Annotated in this window: 2 protein-coding genes; both read right to left on the bottom strand. The window is 76.0% G+C overall.

The genetic code is table 11. The features are described 5' to 3' along the window. Positions 1–12 precede the first annotated feature (12 nt). Positions 13–12,717: a type I polyketide synthase gene (locus tag EF387_RS43635; protein WP_128382153.1), complete on the bottom strand. Its 12,705-nt coding sequence runs from the start codon at positions 12,715–12,717 to the stop codon at positions 13–15. Continuing rightward, positions 12,710–17,003: SDR family NAD(P)-dependent oxidoreductase (locus tag EF387_RS43630; protein WP_128382152.1), on the bottom strand; the 4,294-nt coding region annotated here is incomplete at its 5' end. The genes EF387_RS43630 and EF387_RS43635, both read right to left, overlap by 8 nt.

The raw sequence follows: 17,003 nt of genomic DNA, 5'->3' as shown, positions 1-17,003 counted from the left end.
TCGGGTGGTCGCTCACGGTCGGCCGAACTCGGAGCGGATGAAGGCCAGAACGTCGTCCTCGGACGCTTCGGCGAGCTGAGTGCTGACGTCTTTCCCGGGGGTGGGGGCCTCGGACGGGCCGGGCGCGGTGCCGTCCCAGGCCGTGACGAGGTCCCGTACACGGGTCCGGACCCGTGCGCGTACGGGGTCGTCCGAGGGGAGTTCGGCCAGCGCGGCCTCGAGGAGGTCGAGCTGGGCGAGTACGGGCAGCCGGGCGGGCGCGGCGGCCCGTTGGACGACGTCGTCGAGGTGTGCGGCGAGCGCGGCCGGGGTGGGGTGGTCGAACACCGCTCCGGCCGACAGCGGCGCGCCGATCGCGTCGGCGAGGGTGTTGCGCAGCTCGACCGCGGTCAGTGAGTCGAACCCGATGTCGCGGAAGGGGAGCGCCGTGTCGAAGTCCGCCGGCGAGTCGTGGTCGAGCACCGCCGCGACCCGGGTGCGGACGAGCTCCAGCAGCTCCCGCTCCCGCTGTTCGGCCGGCATCCCACTCCACTGGGGACGCCGCGGGGCGGTGGCGGCGGCGGCCCGATGGGGCCGGGCGCGCACCAGGCGAGCGTACACGGGGTCGAGCCTGCCAGCCGCGGCATGCGCGGTGAGCACGCCGTGGTCCAGCCGGATCGGGACGAGCGCCGGGTCGTCGGAGGTGAGGGCGCGGTCGAACAGGGCGAGGCCGTCCCGGGCGGAGAGCGGCAGCGCGCCGGCCCGGGCCATCCGGCGCAGGTCGGTGTCGCGCAGGCCGCCGGACATTCCGGCGTCGACGCCCCACAGGCCCCAGGCCAGGGCGGTCGCGGGCAGGCCGGCTCCGGCCCGCTGGTGGGCCAGCGCGTCGAGGTAGGCGTTGGCGGCGGTGTAGTTCGCCTGTCCGGCGCCGCCGCGTACGCCGACCGCGGAGGAGAACAGCACGAACTTCTTCACGCCGAGCGCCGCGGTCTGCTCGTGCAGTACGCGGGCGCCGTCGGCCTTGGCGCGCAGCACCGGCTGGAGCCGCTCGGGGGTCAGTTCGGCGACGGCGGCGTCGTCGAGCACGCCGGCCGCGTGCACGACCGCCGTCAGCGGGTGTTCGGCGGGGACGGCCGCCAGCAGCGCGGCGACCGCGTGCGGGTCGGCCGCGTCCCCGGCGACCAGGGTGGCCCCGGTGCCGGTGGCGGCCAGGTCCGTGAGGAGTGCGGCGGCCTCCGGCGCGTCGTGTCCACGGCGGCTGAGCAGGGCCAGGTGGCCGACGCGGTGGTGGGTGGCGAGGTGCCGGGCGACCAGTCCGCCGAGGGCTCCGGTCGCGCCGGTGACGAGGACCGTGCCGTGCTGCGGCTGTTCGCCGTCCGCGGGGGTGGGCGTGAGCCGGGGGGCCAGGATCTCGGCGCCGCGCAGCGCCAGTTGGCGTTCGCCCAGTCCGAGGGCCGTACCGAGCAGGTCGCGGTCGGGCTCGGTGTCGGTGTCGGTGTCGATGAGCAGGAACCGGTCGGGGTGTTCCGCCTGCGCGGCCAGCACGATGCCGCGCGCGGCGGCCCGCACGGGGTCGGCCGGGTTGCCGGGAACGGAGACGGCGTTGCGGGTGAGGACCGCGAACGTCGTCCCCGGCCGGGCGAGCAGCGACTGCACCAGGGCCAGGGCGTTCGCGGCGGCCTCCTGCACCGACTCCCCCGGTGCCGACGGCATCCGGACCACGGCGAGCGGCGGGGTGTCCTCGCCGCACTCCTCCAGGTAACTCCACCGCGGACGTTCGGCGCGTTCGCGCACCGGTGTCCAGTCGAGCCGGTGGAGGGCGCCCTCGGTGGTCGTGGCGGCCCGCCGTTCGGGTGCCCGCAGCACGATCCGCTCGGCGGAGAGCACGGGTTCGCCGGTGGGGTCGGCCGCGTCGACGCGGCCGTCGGCGGTCAGCCGCACCCGCAGCGTGGCCGCGCCGACCGCGTGGAGGGCGACGTCGGACCAGCCGGCGACGATCGCGTTCTCGCCGCGCAGGGCGGCCGCGTATCCGGCCAGCAGTTCGATCCCGGCGAGGAGGTCCGGGTGCAGGGTGTGGGCGTCCGGTTCGACGCCGTCGGGCAACTCCAGTTCCGCGCAGAGGTCGTCGCCGGCCCGCCAGGCGGCGGTCAGGACGTCGATCCCGTCGGCGCGTTCGACCGCCGTCGCGATGTCGGCGGGTTCGACCCCGACGGCCCCGGCGGGTGGCCACGGGCCGGCCGGCCGGGGTTCCGCGGTGCCGTCGTGCAGGACGGCTTCGGCGGCCCGCGTCCAGGCCGCGGCGGGGTCGGAGGCGGGCCGGACATGCACCGCGCAGGTGCGGCGGCCGTCCGCTCCCGGCGGCGGGACGGTCAGCCGGACGTGGACCGGGCGGTCGGGTTCGGCGGTGAAGGCGACCTCCTCGACCCGGCCGGTCCCGGCGGCCCACAGCAGGGCCTCCAGGAAGGCCGTCGGGCGGTGCCGTGAGCTGTCCGGCGCGGTGCCGAAGTACACGGTTCCCGCGGCCCCGGGCAGCTCCGCGGCGCCGGTGAACAGGGGGTGCCCGGTGGCGTCGAGGGCGGCGGACGGCGCGGCGGGCCGGTCGAGCCAGTAGCGGCGGCGCCGGAACGGGTAGGCCGGCAGGTCCGTCGTCCGGGCGCCGCTGCCGGCGTAGTACGCGGACCAGTCGACGGTGCCGCCGCGGGTCCACAGGGCGCCGAGGGCGCGCAGCAGGGTGGTCGCCTCGTCGCGGTCGCGGCGCTGGGTGGCGAGGGCGGTCTGCGGGCGGTGCGCGGCCAGGCCGGTGAGCACTCCGTCCGGCCCGATCTCCAGGAAGGTGTCCGTGCCGGAGGCGGCGAGGGTGTCGAGGACGGCGTCGAACCGCACCGCGTCCCGGACCTGCCGCACCCAGTACTCGGGGGTGCGCACCTCCGGGCCCAGCGGCTGCCCGGTGACGCCGGATACGAGCGGGAGCACGGGCTCGGCGAAGGCGACCTTGCCCAGTTCGCGTGCGTACTCGGCGAGCATCGGGTCCATCAGCGGTGAGTGGAAGGCGTGGGAGACGGCGAGCCGCTTGACGCGTACACCGCGGCTCTCGAAGTCGCCGGCGATCCGCTCGACCTCGGCGGCCGCTCCGGAGACGACGACCGCGGTCGGGCCGTTGACCGCGGCGATGCTCACGTCGTCGGCGCCGGCGAGTGCCGCGAGGACGTCGGCCTCGGGGGCCCCGACGGCGGCCATCGCGCCGGGCACGTCCACGGCCTGCATCAGGCGGCCCCGCGCGGCGACGACGGAGCAGGCGTCGGACAGCGTCCAGAGGCCGGCGCAGTGGGCCGCGGCGAGTTCGCCGATGGAGTGACCGGCGAGCCGTCCGGGCCGGACGCCGAAGGAGGCGAGTAGTTCGACCAGGGCGACCTCGAACGCGAAGAGGGCGGGCTGGGTGTACTCGGTCCGCTCCAGCAGGGTGGCGTCGTCGGCGAGGACGACGTCTTTGAGGGACCGTCCCGACAGCGGGCCGAACGCGGCGCAGACCTCGTCGAAGGCCCGGGCGAAGACGGGGAAGGCCGCGTGGAGGCCCCGGCCCATCCCCGCGCGCTGCGCGCCCTGGCCGGTGAAGAGGAAGGCGGGCTCCGAGCCGTTCCCCGCGATGCCGTGCACGGGCGTGTCGAGCTCGGTTCCGACGACCACGGCGCGGTGGTCGAACGCGGTCCGCGTGACGGCGAGGGAGTAGCCGATGTCGAGGTCCCGGACGGCAGGGTCGGCGAGCGGTTCGCGCAGCCGCAGGAGTGCGGCGTCGAGTGCCTCGCGGCTGCGGGCGGACACCGGCAGGACCACCGGAACCGGGGACTCCTCGGGTACCGGGGAGGTCTCGGGCAGCGGGGCGGTCCCGGCCCCGGGCTCCCGGTCGGCCGGAAAGTCCTCCAGGATCACGTGGGCGTTGGTGCCGCTGATGCCGAACGCCGATACCCCCGCGCGCCGCGGGTGGTCCGTCGGCGGCCACGGTTCGGGTGCCGTCAGCAGGCGGACCGCGCCCGCCGTCCAGTCGACGTGGTCGCTGGGACGGTCCACGTGCAGGGTCCGCGGGAGGAGTCCGTGGCGCATCGCCATCGTCATCTTGATCACGCCTGCCATGCCCGCGGCCGCCTGGGTGTGGCCGAGGTTGGACTTCACCGAGCCGAGCAGCAGCGGGGTCGCGCGGTCCTGACCGTACGTCGCCAGGATCGCCTGGGCCTCGATCGGGTCGCCGAGCGTGGTGCCGGTGCCGTGTGCCTCGACCGCGTCGACGTCCGAGGGGGCGAGTGCCGCGTCGGCGAGCGCCGCGCGGATGACGCGCTGCTGGGCGGGGCCGTTGGGCGCGGTCAGGCCGTTGGACGCGCCGTCGGAGTTGATCGCGGTGCCGGCGACCACCGCGAGCACGGGGTGGCCGTGGCGGCGGGCGTCCGACAGCCGTTCCGCGACGAGCGTGCCGACGCCCTCGGCGAGGGCGAACCCGTCGGCAGCCTCGGCGAACGACTTGCAGCGGCCGTCCTCGGCGAGCGCGCCCTGGCGGCTGAAGGCGACGAACGCGGTCGGGTCCGACATCGCCATCACGCCGCCGACGAGCGCGAGGTCGCACTCGCCGGCCCGGAGGGCCTTCGTCGCCAGGTGGAGGGCGACCAGCGCGGACGAGCACGCGGTGTCGACGGTGACGGTCGGCCCCTCCAGCCCGAACAGGTAGGAGATGCGGCCCGCGGCGACGCTCGCGGCCGCGCCGGTCACGAGGTAGCCCTCGGCGCCGGAGCCCTCCGCGCGCAGCCGCTCGCCGTAGCCCTGGTCGGTCATTCCGACGTACACGCCGGTGCGGCTGCCGCGCAGCGAGGCGGGGTCGAGCCGCGCCCGCTCCAGGGCCTCCCAGGCGCTCTCCAGCAGCAGCCGCTGCTGCGGGTCCATCGAGACCGCCTCGCGGGGCGAGATACCGAAGAACGCGGCGTCGAACCCGGCGATGTCGTCGAGGAAACCGCCCGAGCCGACGTCACTGCCGGAGGGCGAGCCCGGGTCGCGCAGTCGTTCGAGGGGCCAGCCGCGGTCCTCGGGCCATGGCCCGGTGAGGTCGCGGCCCGCCTCGACGGCCTGCCACAGCTGTTCCGGCGAGGCGATCCCGCCCGGGAAGCGGCAGCTCATCGCGACCAGGACGACGGGGTCGTCGTCAAGGGCCGCCCGGGGGGCCGCGGCTGCGGGCGCGGGTTCGTCCGCGAGCGAGCCGGCGAGGAACGCGGTGAGCGCCTCGACGGTCGGGTGGTCGTAGGCGAGCGTGGCCGGCAGCCGGGTGCCGACCTCGGCGGCCAGCCGGCCGCGCAGGTCGACCGCGGCAAGGGAGTCGAGCCCGAGTTCGGAGAAGGCGCGGCCCGGGTCGACGGCGACGACGTCGTCGTGGCCGAGCACCGCGGCGACGGCGCGGTGCACCATCTCGCGCAGTGCCCGGCCGCGTTCGGGCCCGGCAAGGCCGGCCAGCCGTCCGGCGGGCGACGGGTCCGGCTCGCCGGTACGGGCTTCGGGCAGTTCGGCCAGGAGCGCGCTGGGGCGCCGGCCGGTGAACACCGGCAGGAATCCGGCCCAGTCGACGTCGGCGACGACGACCGCGCCCGGTCCTCCCGCGACCGCCGCTTCGAGCGCGGCCAGTGCGGGCCGCGGCTCCAGTGCGGGGACGCCGTTGCGGCGCAGCGCGTCGCGGTTCTCCTCGGTGACCATCGCGCTGCCCGCCCAGGGCCCCCAGGCCACCGACAGGGTGGGTACGCCGTCGGCGGTGCGCCGCAACGCGCGGGCGTCCAGTACGGCGTTGGCGGCGGAGTACGCGCCGTGGTCGCCGGCGCCCCAGACCGCGCTGATCGACGAGAAGTAGACGACGAGGTCCAGTTGCCCGGGCGGCAGGGCTGCCTCGACGTGGGTGATCCCGGTGACCTTCGCGGCGAGGGCGGTGGCCAGGTCCCCGGCGCCGGTCTCGTCGACCTGTCCGCGCACCCCGGCGCCGGCGGTGTGCACGACCGCCGTGACCGGGTCGCCGTCGGCCTGCACCTCGCGCAGCACACTGGCGACGGCGGCCGGATCGGTGAGGTCGCACGCGACGGCGACGACTTCGGTGCCCTGGGCGGCGGCTTCCGCCGCCAGTTCCCGTACGCCGGCCGCGGCGCCGCCGCCGCGGCTGAGCAGGACGACCCTGCGGGCTCCCCCGCGGGCGAGCCAGCGGGTGACGTGCGCGCCGAGCGAGCCGGTGCCGCCGGTGACCAGCACCGTGGCCCCCTCCGGTCGCCAGCCGGAGGCGGTGGTGAACGCGGCACGGTGCAGGCGGCGGCCGAAGAGGCCGGCCGCGCGCACGGCGATCTGGTCCTCCCCCGGGCCGCCGGCCACCGCGGCGGCCAGCAGCCGGGCCGCCTCCTCGTCCAGGGTGGGCGGCAGGTCGACCAGGCCGCCCCAGACTCCCGGGTGTTCCAGGGCCGCGACGCGTCCCAGGCCCCAGACCGCGGCCTGCGCGGGAGCGGCGGGCGCGTCGTCGCAGCCGGGCACGGCGATCGCGCCCCGCGTCGCGCACCACAGGCGGGCGCCGGCACCGGAGTCCGCCAGTTCGCGCAGGACCACGGGTATCGCGGCCAGTCCCGCGGGGACGTCGGGGTGCTCCGGGTGCGGGCGTTCGTCGATGCCGAACAGGCACAGCACTCCGGCCGGGGCGGGGACGCCGGCGAGCGCGGACCGCAGCTGTTCGCGGATCCCGCCGCCGGCGGCGAGGTCGATACGGACCACGGACGCGTCCGCGAACCCGTCCGCGAACCCGTCGGCGGCGCCGTCGACGTCGCCGGAGGCGAGGACCAGCCACCTGTCGGCCGGCTCGCCGGGGTCCCGCAGGGCGGTCCAGTCGACGCGGTAGAAGTGGCCGGCGACGGCCGAGCGGTCCCGGTGGCCGCGGTGCCAGTCCGACAGGGTCGGCAGGATCCGTCCGAGCGCGGTGCCGTCCGGCAGGCCGAGCGTGCCGGTCAGGGCCTCGACGTCCTCGCGTTCCACCGCCGCCCAGAACTGTTCGTGCGCCGGGTCGCCCGCCGGCGCGGGCCGCGTGTCGGGCCAGTGGCGGCGCCGCTGGAAGGCGTACGTCGGCACGTCGACGTGCCCGGGGCGTACGTCCCCGAAGGCCGGGCCGAAGTCGACCGGGACACCCTGTGCGTACAACTCGGCCAGGGAGGTGAGGATCCGGCGGAGGCCGCCGTCGCCGCGGCGGACGCTGCTCACCACGACCGCGTCCACGCCCGCCGCCTCCGCGGTCGCGGCGATCGCGCCACCGAGCATCGGGTGGGCGCTGACCTCGACGAAGGCGTGGTGGTCCCGTTCGGCCAGGGCGGTGATCGCGTCGGCGAACCGCACGGGTTCCCGGACATTGCGGTACCAGTACGCGGCGTCCAGTGCGGTGCCGTCGAGCAGGTCCGCGGTGACGGTGGAGAAGAAGGGCACCTCGGCGGGGCGCGGGGCGATCCCGTCCAGTGCGGCGAGCAGGTCGTCGCGGACGCTCTCGATCTGTGCCGAGTGGGAGGCGTAGTCGATGCGGATCCAGCGGGCGGTCACGCCGTCGTGCTCGGCGGCGGCGACCAGTTCGCGCAGGGCGGGCAGTTCGCCGGTGACGCCGACGGACGCCGGGCCGTTCACCACGGCCACCGCGAGGTCGCCGGCCCAGCGCTCGATGCGCCGCCGCACGTCGGCCGGCGGTTCGGCCACGGACACCATGCCGCCCCGCCCGGACAGCGCCCGCAACACCCGGGCGCGCAGCACGGTGATCCGCGCGGCGTCCTCGACGCTCAGGGCGCCCGCGACACACGCCGCGGCGATCTCGCCCTGGGAGTGCCCGACCACCGCCGACGGTTCCACGCCGTGGGAGCGCCACAGCGCGGCCAGGGAGACGACGAACGCGAAGAGCAGGGGCTGCACGACGTCGGGGTGCTCGGGCGAGCCGGGGGCCTCGGCGCCGCGGGCCACATCCAGCACGGACCAGCCCAGGTGGGGTGCGAGCGCCCGGTCGCAGTCGGCGAAGCTGCTCGCGAAGACCGGGGACTGCGCCAGCAGTTCGGCCGCCATGCCCGGCCACTGCGAGCCCTGGCCGGGGAACACCCACACCGGGCCGCGGCCGAGCACCCGCGCCCTCCCGTTCACGGCGTGGTCCGGGTGCTCGCCGGCCGCGAGCGCGCGGAGCGCGGCCACGACGCCCTCGCGGTCGTCGCCGACCACGATCGCCCGGTGCGGGAACGCGGCCCGGGTGTCCAGCAGCGCCTTGCCGACCCGGGCGAGCCCCGGCCCCGGGTGGTTGTCGAGGTGTCCGGCCAGCGCCGCGGCCTGCGCGCGCAGCGCCTGGGGGGTGCGCGCCGACACGACGACGGGCAGCGGCCGGGCCGCCGGTTCGTCCGAAGGCTCCACCGGCGGGTCGCCCGCCTCGACGACGACGTGGGCGTTGGTGCCGGACATGCCGAACGACGACACCGCGGCGCGGCGCGGGCGGCCGGTCTCCGGCCACGGGCGTTCCTCGGTGAGCAGCCGCACGGTGCCCGCCGACCAGTCGACGCGGTGGTTGGGCTCGCTCACGTGCAGGGTGCGCGGCAGTACGCCGTGGCGCAGGGCGAGGACGGTCTTGATGACGCCGCCGACGCCGGCCGCCGCCATGGTATGGCCGATGTTGGACTTCAACGAGCCGACCCAGAGCGGCTCCTCGCGCTCGCGGCCGTAGGTCGCGATGAGTGCCTGTGCCTCGATGGGGTCGCCGAGCGCGGTGCCGGTGCCGTGCGCCTCGACGAAGTCGACGTCCGTGGTGCGCAGTCCCGCGTCGGCCAGCGCGGCGCGGATGACCCGCTGCTGGGCGGGGCCGTTGGGCGCGGTGAGCCCGCTGGACGCGCCGTCGGAGTTGACCGCGCTGCCGGCGACGGTCGCCAGGACGCGGTGGCCGTGGCGGCGGGCGTCGGACAGCCGTTCGACGACCAGCACGCCGACGCCCTCGCCCCAGCCGGTTCCGTCGGCGCTGTCGGCGAACGCCTTGCACCGGCCGTCGGCGGCGAGGCCGCCCTGCCGGGCGAACTCGGTGAAGCTGTCCACAGTGGACATGACGGTGCAGCCGCCGGCCAGGGCGAGGTCGCATTCCCCGGACCGCAGTGCCTGTACGGCCAGGTGCAGTGCCACCAGCGAGGAGGAACAGGCCGTGTCTACGGTCAGCGAGGGGCCTTCCAGGCCGAGGGCGTAGGAGACGCGGCCGGAGAACACGCTGGCCGCGGTCCCGGTCATCACATGGCCCTCGGCTTCGGCGAGCCCGTTCAGCACCTGGCCGTAGTCGGAGCCGGCGACCCCGGCGAAGACGCCGGTCCGGCTGCCGCGCAGGGCCGACGCGTCGAGGCCGGCGGTCTCCAGTGCCTCCCACGAGGTTTCCAGCAGCAGTCGCTGCGCCGGGTCCATGCTCGTCGCCTCGCGCGGCGAGATCCCGAAGAACTCGGCGTCGAACTCGGCGGCGTCGTGCAGGAATCCGCCCTCGCGGCGGACGTGCGGTGCCAGCGCGGAGGTGTCCCAGCCCCGGTCGGCGGGGAAGGCGGTGATCCCGTCGGTCCCGTCGCGCACCAGGTCCCACAGGGCGTCGGCGGTGGTGGCGCCGCCGGGGTAGCGGCAGGCCATGCCGACGATGGCGACGGGGTCGTCGTACAGGGCGCGGCGCGCGACCGGCGCGTTCTCCCTCCCGCCGAGCAGTTCGGCGCGCAGGTACGCGGCGACGGCCTGCGGGGTCGGGTGGTCGTACACGAGCGTGGTGGGCAGGTCCAGATCGGTTTCGGCGGCGAGCATGTCGCGCAGCCGGACCGCGAGGAGGGAGTCGAAACCCAGTTCGCCGAACCGCTCGTGCGGTGCGACCGCGTCGGCGGAGCGGTGGCCGAGTGCGGTGGCGGCCACCGACCTGACGCGGGTGAGGAGGTGGTGGTCGAGTTCGGCGGGGGCCATCGCGGCGAGCGGGTGCCCGGGGCGGCGCGGCGCGGTCGTGACCGGTTCGCTCGCGGGGGTGTCGGGCAGCCGTGTCGAGGAGAGCCAGTAGTGCTCCCGCTGGAAGGGGTAGGTGGGCAGGTCCAGGTGGGGCGCGGCCGGGTCGGCGGTGATGCTCTCCCACGGCACGTCGGCCCCGGCGACGTACAGCTGGGCCAGCGCGGACAGCAGTGCCTCCGGTTCGCCGCCCTGCCTGGCCATGGTGGGCGCAACCTCGTGCGTGCCGTCCAGGCAGGCGCGGGCCATGGGGGTGAGTCCTCCGGGGCCGACCTCCAGGAAGGAGGTGACGCCGAGGGAGGCCAGGTGCTCGACGCCGGCCCGGAACCGGACGGTGGAGCGCGCCTGGCGCACCCAGTGGTCGGCGCTGCCCAGCACCTCGGCCGGCACCGGTTCGCCGGTGACGTTGGAGACGACCGGCAGCGACGGGGTGCCGTAGGCCAGGGAGGCGGCGACCTCGCGGAAGCGGTCCAGCACCGGCTCCAGCCGGGCCGAGTGGAAGGCGTGCGAGGTGTCGAGGAGCCGGGCCCGGACGTCCCGCTCGGCGCAGGCCGCCACGATCCGCCCGACGGCGTCGGCGGCGCCGGACACCACGATCGACCGGGGTGCGTTGACCGCGGCCAGTTCGGCGTCGTCGCCGGTTTCGGCGAGCAGCGCGGGCAGGTCGTCCTCGCCGATCTCCAGCGCGGCCATGGCGCCGCCGGCCGGCAGTTCCTGCATCAGCGCGCCGCGCGCGGCGACCAGTGTGCAGGCGTCCGGCAGCGACAGGACGCCCGCGACGTGGGCGGCCGTCAGCTCGCCGAAGGAGTGGCCGATCAGGTAGTCGGGGGTGATTCCCCAGGCGGCGAGCTGGCGGTGCAGCGCCACTTCCACCGCGAACAGTGCGGGCTGGGCGTACTCGGTTCGGTGTACGAGTTCCGCCGACTCGACCGCCTCGGTCAGCGGCCGGGGCAGCAGCGGGTCGAAGAGGCGGCACACCTCGTCGTGGGCGTCGGCGAACACGGGGAAGGCGGCGCGCAGTCCGCTGCCCATGCCGGGGCGCTGACTGCCCTGGCCGCTGAACAGGAACGCGAGCGCACCAGCCGGGCGGACGCGGCCCCGTACGGTGCCGGTGGCGCTCTCGCCGCGGCTCAGCGCGCTCAGCCCGGCGAGCAGGTCGTCGTGGTCGCGGCCGACGACGACGGCCCGGTGGCCGAGCCGGGCCCGGCGGGTGGCCAGCACGGACGCGAGGTCCGCGTCGGGGTGGTCGGTGGCGAACCGGTGCAGGCGGCCGGCCTGTTCTCGCAGCGCGCCGGGGTCCCGGGCGGACAGCAGCCAGGCCGACACCGGCCGACGCGAGGCGGGCTCCGGGGGGTCCGCGGGTTCTTCGCGGGGCGCCTGTTCGAGGACGACGTGCGCGTTGGTACCGCTGATGCCGAACGCGGAGACCCCGGCGCGCAGCGGACGGCCCGTGTCCGGCCAGGCCCGCGCTTCGGTCAGCAGCCGGACGGCGCCGGCCGTCCAGTCGACCTGAGGGGTGGGCTCGTCGACGTGCAGGGTCTTCGGCAGGACGCTGTGGCGCATCGCCAGCACCATCTTGATCACCCCGGCCAGCCCGGCCGCGGCCTGGGTGTGGCCGATGTTGGACTTCACCGAGCCGAGCAGCAACGGGTGTTCCCGGCCCTGCCCGTAGGTCGCCAGCAGGGCCTGCGCCTCGACCGGGTCGCCCAGCGAGGTGCCGGTGCCGTGGGCTTCGACGGCGTCGACCTGGCCGGCGCTGAGCCCGGCGTCGCGCAGCGCGCGGCGGATCACCCGCTGCTGCGAGGGCCCGTTCGGGGCGGTCAGGCCGTTGGACGCGCCGTCGGAGTTGACGGCGCTGCCGCGGACCACGGCCAGGACCGGGTCGCCGGCCGCGCGCGCGTCGGACAGGCGCCGCAGCACGAGCATCGCGACGCCCTCGCCCCAGCCGGTCCCGTCGGCGGCCGCGGCGAAGGACTTGCAGCGGGCGTCGGCCGCGAGGCCACCCTGCTGTTCGAACTCCGCGTACAGGCCCAGATCGGCCATGACGGCGGCCCCGCCGACGAACGCCGTCGCGCACTCTCCGGCGCGCAGCGCGCGGACGGCCAGGTGCAGGGCGACGAGCGAGGACGAGCAGGCGGTGTCCAGGGACAGCGCGGGGCCCTCGGTGCCCAGGGTGTAGGCGATGCGGCCGGAGGCGACGCTGCTGGTGGTGCCGGTCAACAGGTGGCCCAGTACCTCCCGTTCGGCGGCGGTGTCCCGCGGCCCGTACTTCTGGTCGGCCATTCCGACGAACACGGCGGCGTCACTCCCGCGCAGTGTCGCCGGGTCGATGCCGGCGTGTTCCAGGGCCTCCCAGGTCACTTCGAGGAGGAGCCGCTGCTGGGGGTCCATGGCGAGCGCCTCGCGGGGGCTGATCCCGAAGAAGGGCGCGTCGAACCCGCCGGGCCCGGTCAGGAACCCGCCCTCGCGCCGCACCTCGGCCCCGAGGCGGCCGGTGTCCCAGCCGCGGTCGGCCGGGAACTCTCCGACGACGTCCTCCCCCGCGGAGAGCACGCGCCAGAACGCCTCGGGCGAGTCGATACCGCCCGGGAACCGGCAGGCCATGCCGACGATCGCGAGGGGTTCGGTGTCGGCGGACTCGACCTCACGCAGCCGCTGCCGGGTGCGCTGCAGGTCGGCGGTGACCTTCTTCAGGTACTGGACGAGCTTCTCATCGTCAGCCACGTCGGTCGGCTCCGTCCTGGTCGAGATCGCTGAACTCGGTGTCGATGAAGGCGAGGACCTCGTCGAGCGAGGCGTCGTCGAGTGCTTCGGCGGCGGGGGCGCCGCCGTCCCGCAGCCGGCTCAGCATCCGGCTGAGCCGGTCGACGATCTCAGCGTGCGCGCCGTCGGTCGCGGACACGGTCTCCAGAACCGGTTCGAGGCCGTCGAGTTCGCGCAGTACCGCTTCGGCCGCGCCGAGTTCGGCGGGGGCGAGCAGGCCGACGACGTGCTCGGCCAGGGCGAGTGGGCTGGGGTGGTCGAACACGGCGGTCGCCGGGAGCGCCGCCCCGGTCGCCGCCTTGAGCCGGTTGCGCAGTTCGACCGCGGTGAGCGAGTCGAAGCCCATCTCCTTGAACGCCTGCCCGGCGTCGACGTCGTCGGCGGAGCCGTGGCCCAGCACCGCGGCCGCCTGCGCACGCACCAGGTCGAGCACGGCCCGCAGTTGCTCGGGCCGGGCCAGGCCGGCCAGGCGTGCCGCGCCGGTGGTGTCGGGTTCCGGTCGGCCGGCGGCGGTCCGCGCCGGCGGGACCAGGGTGCGCAGCAGGGCGGGCGCCGGGTGGTCCCGGTGGGTGCGCCGCAGGGCGGACAGGTCCAGCCGCGCGGCGACGAGGGCCGGCTGGGTGCTGCCGGTGCCCGCGTCGAAGAGGGCGAGCCCTTGTTCGGCCCCGAGCGGGAGCACCCCGGACCGGTTCATCCGGCGCAGGTCGACCGCGGACAGTCCCTCGGTCATCGTGCTGCTCTCCGCCCACAGGCCCCAGGCCAGCGCGGTCGCGGGCATGCGGTGGGCGCGCCGGTGTTCGGCGAGGGCGTCGAGGAAGGTGTTCGCGGCGGCGTAGTTGGCCTGGCCGGCGCTGCCGAAGGTGGCCGAGGCCGAGGAGAACACCGCGAACAGCCGCAGATCGAGCCCCTGAGTGAGGCGGTGCAGGTGCCAGGCGCCGTCGGCCTTCGGGCGCAGCACCGCCGTCAGGGCGTCCGTGTCGAGGGAGGTGACCACGCCGTCGGCCACGGTGCCGGCCGCGTGCACGACGCCTGCCAGGCGCCGCCCCGTCGTCGCGGCGGCGAGCAGCTCGCGGACGGCGTTCTCGTCGCCGATGTCGCAGGCCCGTACGTCGACCTGCGCGCCGGCCGCGACCAGTTCGGCCGTGACGGCGTCGGCCTCCGGGCGGTGGCTCCGGCCGACCAGGGTGATGTGCCGTACGCCGTGGCGCAGGACGAGGTGCCGGGCCACCTGCCGGCCGAGGGTGCCGGTGCCGCCGGTGACCAGCACGGTCTCGCCGGCCTCGAAGCGCGGTCCGACGGTCAGCACCGCCTTGCCGGTGAGGGCGGCCTGGCTCACCGTGCGGAGCGCCTCGCGGGCGCTGCGCACGTCCCAGACGGTGATCTCGGGCGGGCTCAGCTCACCGGCCTCGAACAGCCGGACCAGTTCCGTGAGGATGCCGGCGATCCGCTCGGGGCCGGCGTCGGAGAGGTCGAAGTGCCGGTAGGTGACCCCGGGGTGCTCCGCGGCGACGGTTTCGGGCGCGCGCAGGTCGGTCTTCCCGATGTCGACGAATCTGCCGCCGGGCGCGGTCGCGCGCAGTGACGCGTCGGTGAACTCGTCGGCGAGGGAGTTGAGCACCACGTCGACGCCGCGCCCGCCGGTGGCCTGGAGGACCGTGTTCTCGAACTCCACCGTCCGTGACGAGGCGATGTGCGTGTCGTCGAGTCCGGCGGCCCGCAACCGGTCGTGCTTGGCGGGGCCGGCCGTGCCGAAGACCTCGGCGCCGAGGTGCCGGGCGAGCTGGACGGCGGCCGTGCCGACGCCGCCGGCCGCCGCGTGCACCAGGACGCGCTGCCCGGCCGCGAGTCCGGCGAGGTCGACAAGGCCGTAGTAGGCGGTGAGGAAGGCGACCGGCACGGCGGCCGCGGTGGTGAAGGACCAGCCGTCGGGGATCCGCACCAGAGTCCGCGCGTCGGCCACGACAGTCGGTCCGAACGCGTCGGGCACGAGGCCCATGACGCGGTCGCCCTCGCGGAGGCCGGTCCCGGGCCCGGTCTCGACGACCACGCCGGCCGCCTCGATGCCCGGCCGCGCGTCGCCCGGGTAGACGTCGAGCCCGATCAGGACGTCACGGAAGTTCACTCCGGCGGCGCGCACGTGGAGGCGCACCTCCCCTGCCTCCAGGGGCCTGTCGGCTTCCGGCGCCGGTACGACGGCGAGGTCGGCGAGCGAACCGCGCACCGGGAAGTCCAGCCGCCACGGTCCGGCGGCCGGGACGTCCAGCAGTGGTTCGGCCGGCACCAGCCGACGCTTGAGCAACTGCCCCTCGCGCACCGTGACTTCGGGCTCGTCGGTGGTGAGCGCGGCGGCGGGGGCCGGACCGGTTTCCTCGTGCACGAGCGTGATCCGGCCGGGGTGTTCGGTCTGCGCGGTGCGCACCAGCCCGGTGACGGTCGACTGGGCGACCCCGCCGTCGATGACGACGACGAGCCTGCTGCTCGCCAGCCGCGCCTCCGCCAGCCACGTCTGCACCAGTTCCAGGGCCCAGGCGGCGGCGTGGTGCGCGGCGGCGAGGTCGTCGCCGCCGGTGCGCGGGCAGCGGGCCACGACGGTGTCCGGGACCGGGGCGCCGTCGACCAGCGCCGCCACGAGCGCGGCGACGCCGGCGTGTTCGCTGACGGGGGCGGGTGCGCCGGTGGGTGCGTGCTCGCCCGCTGTCGCGGCGAGGCCGGTGCGGTCGGCGTCCAGCACCGCGCACGTACCGAGCGCCCGCGTGGGCGCGGCCGGGTCGAGCCCGGTCCATTCGACGCGGAACCGGCTGTCGGCGAGCACGTCGTCGGGGCCGTGCAGTTTGTCCGCGTCGACCTCACGCAGCACCAACTTGCCGATACGGGCAGCCGGTTGCCCGGCGGCGTCGGCGGCGTCGAGGACGACCGCGCCGGACTCGTTGCGGCTCAGCCGGATCCGCAGCGACCACGGCTCCTCGGCGGTGAGCGAGACGTCCTGCCAGGAGAACGGGATCCGCGGGGTGTGCTGGGGGCCGTCCCACAGCAGCGCCATGGCGTGCAGAGCCGAGTCGAGCAGCCCGGGGTGGGCGGCGAACCCGTCGACCTGGACCGAGCCCGGCAGGGTGATCTCGGCGAAGACCTCTCCGTCGCGGCGCCAGGCCGAGGTGAGGCCGCGGAAGGCGGGGCCGTAGTCGAAGCCGGCGTCGACGAGGCCGTCGTAGAAGCCGTCCAGGGCGACCGGCTCGGCCCCGGTCGGGGGCCAGACGTCCGGCCGCCACTCCAGGGCGGTCGCGGCGTCGAGGGTGCCCGATCCGTGCAGGTTCCAGTCGTCCTGGTCCTCGGACCGCGAGTACAGGGTGACGGGCCGGGCGCCCGTGTCGTCCGGGGCACCGACGACGACCTGGACGAAGTGTCCTGTGTCTCCGGTGAGGACCAGCGGGGCGCCCAGCGTCAGTTCGGTGAGCCGGGGGCAGCCGAGGGCGCGGCCCGCGGTGACCGCGAGGTCGGCGAAGCCGGTACCCGGGAACAGCACGGACCCGAGGACACGGTGGTCGTCCAGCCACGGGTGCGCGGCCAGGGACAGACGTCCGCTGAAGATGGTCTGGTCGCCGCCGGCCGCGCCTACGGAGGTGAGCAGCACCGGGTGCGCGGTGGACGTCAGCCCGGCGGCGGAGAAGTCACCGCGTTGCGGGGCGGGGGTGAGCCAGTAGTCCTGGTGCTGGAAGGCGTAGGTGGGCAGGTCGACGCGTCGGCGGCCCGGGAGTACGGCCGTCCAGTCGACGTCGTGGCCGCGCAGCCACACCCGCGCGACGGCGTTCAGTATGTCGCCGGTCTCGGACTGCGGGCCGCGGACTGCGGGGACGCCGGTGTCGTCGGCGAGTGCGGTCAGAACGGGAGCGGGGCCGATCTCCAGCCAGGAGCCGATCTCGTGGGTGAGGGCGTCGGCGAACCGGACGGTGCCGGTCACCTGTGCCACCCAGTAGTCGGGATTCGTCATGTCGGTGCGACCGCCGCCCGCGGGACGGAGGGGGATGCGGGGCTGGTGGAACCCGGCCGCTTCGACGACGGTGCGGAAGCGGTCGAGCATCGGGGTCATGAGCGGGGAGTGGAAGGCGTGGGAGACGCGTAACTGCCGTACGCGCACGCCCCGTTCGCGCAGCACGTCCACGGCACGGGTGACCGGCCCTTCCTCGCCGGACAGGACGACGGCGGCGGGTCCGTTGACCGCGGCCAGCGCCACACCCTCCCCCAGCAGGCCG

This window comes from Streptomyces cavernae (assembly GCF_004023625.1).
Lineage (GTDB): Bacteria > Actinomycetota > Actinomycetes > Streptomycetales > Streptomycetaceae > Streptomyces > Streptomyces cavernae.
Note: the sequence above shows the minus strand (reverse complement) of the source record. Positions and strands in the feature narration are given on the sequence as shown.